The sequence below is a fragment of the Agrobacterium rubi TR3 = NBRC 13261 genome, from assembly GCF_000739935.1.
GTDB classification, from domain to species: domain Bacteria; phylum Pseudomonadota; class Alphaproteobacteria; order Rhizobiales; family Rhizobiaceae; genus Agrobacterium; species Agrobacterium rubi.
Genome location: NZ_BBJU01000049.1, coordinates 1 through 1,657, shown reverse-complemented (window position 1 = coordinate 1,657; position 1,657 = coordinate 1). Strand labels below are relative to the sequence as shown.

2 protein-coding genes are annotated in these 1,657 nt (G+C 59.1%); both read right to left on the bottom strand.

All coding sequences use genetic code 11. The features are described 5' to 3' along the window. A partial coding sequence (locus RRU01S_RS24875) for a recombinase family protein (protein ID WP_045232924.1) occupies positions 1-1,122 on the bottom strand: 1,122 nt, incomplete at its 3' end. Beyond that, complete coding sequence (locus RRU01S_RS24870) at positions 1,112-1,309, bottom strand: hypothetical protein (RefSeq protein WP_045232923.1); 198 nt, start codon at positions 1,307-1,309, stop codon at positions 1,112-1,114. The genes RRU01S_RS24875 and RRU01S_RS24870, both read right to left, overlap by 11 nt. Positions 1,310-1,657: the final 348 nt, after the last annotated feature.

Sequence of the window (1,657 nt, the reverse complement as noted above, 5' to 3'; positions counted from 1 at the left end):
CTCGATCGCATCGTCGACCCGCAGGCCGCCGAAGGCGATGCAGCGAGGCTCACCGTTGTCGAGCAGACCACGCCAGCAGGAATAGCGAGGAATGTTATGATTGTTTCCAGTGTAGCGGACTGTCAGCTTCCGCCCGCACCTCTTACAACGGAAAAGGCCGGCAAGCAGAGCGTCGCCATGCTTTGGCGCCCCGTGATGTCGGCTGGCAGGTACATTATTGCTGACCATCTTGCGGATCTCCTCCGCCCGTTCCCAACTAACGTAACCTTCGTGGGCATTCGGGATCAAGGCCAGCCATTCCTCGCGTGCCTTGCGGCGAATTCCGGATCGGCCATCGTATCCTGGCACGGAGCGACTCTTACCATAAGCATACGCGCCTCCGTAGATCGGGTTCTCAATCATCCGATGGATGGTTGCGTAATTGGGCCGGCGCCAGGTGACCTCGCCATCGGCGCGCCTGACCGGCAGGTCCAGGCCCTGCTCAAGGAACCATAGCAGCGCCTGCCGCGCACTGCCGAGTTCGGCAACCTTGTTGAAGACGAGCACAATGGCCTCCTGAATGCGCCGGTCGGGATCCTTCTCGATCCTGTCACCGGCTTTCAAAAATCCAATCGGGACCGTAACGACAAGCTCACCGCGGCGAGCCTTCTCATAGCGAGCGGAAAGAGAACGTTGGCGCAAGAGATCCAGCTCATACTCGTTGAGGCTGCCCTTCAACCCCAAAAGCAGGCGGTCATTACCCTGGCGCGGCGCATAGACCGCTTCCTGGTCGATCAGAACAGTGTCGACGACGCGGCACATCTCAATGAGCTGTTGCCAATCCCGGCTGTTGCGGGCAAAGCGCGATACCTCTCGTGCTGCAACCGCCCCAACCTTTCCAAGGCAGACCTCGGCAACCATCCGGTCGAAACCGGCGCGGGTTACGCCTCCGGCTGCCGAACGGCCAAGATCTTCATCAACCGTTTCGATCTGCGACCAGCCAAGTGCCGTCAGGCGGTCACGCATGGCGTATTGCAGGGCGCTACTTTCGCGGTTGTGCAGAACCTGATGAGCCGATGATTGTCGGACGTACAGAATGGCCTTGCGCTCAAGATGGTGGGCGCTGATCTTCTCATGCATCATGACTGGCCTCCTTCGACTGGGAGGCGCTCTCGCCGTTGGCGTGGTCGACGAGCAGCCGGACGATGAGTGCCGTCAACGCCTGTTGTGTTCCTTCCGGCAACGTCTGCCATTGTGGTATCGCTGGTGTCTTCCCGCTGTGTATGCTCGAGAACAGATCGAACTGATATGTCGTAAACTGGCGTGGCATGGACATCTCCCCGACTCGTTTCGTGAGAGATCAATGTTGCGCTCATATCCGCGCCCTGTGACGGCGTACCTGCCTCTTCCAGCAACTTTGCCAAAGCAAACAGGCAAGAAAAATCGGCATACGCAATTGGCAAGGCCAACCACCGTGCACTCAGTGTTCGGTCAAACATCCACACCGGGACTTCGAGCAACCGGCATGACGTCGAGCCCGAAAGGCTGCAGCGGAACACCGCAGACCCCTTATCCACCAGTCCATGGATATGGACAAGCCGCCCAGACCAGGGGTGCCACGGATATAAAAGCTCCCGAACCTCGGTCCCGTGGGTGTTCCATCGCCCTGTTGTACAAC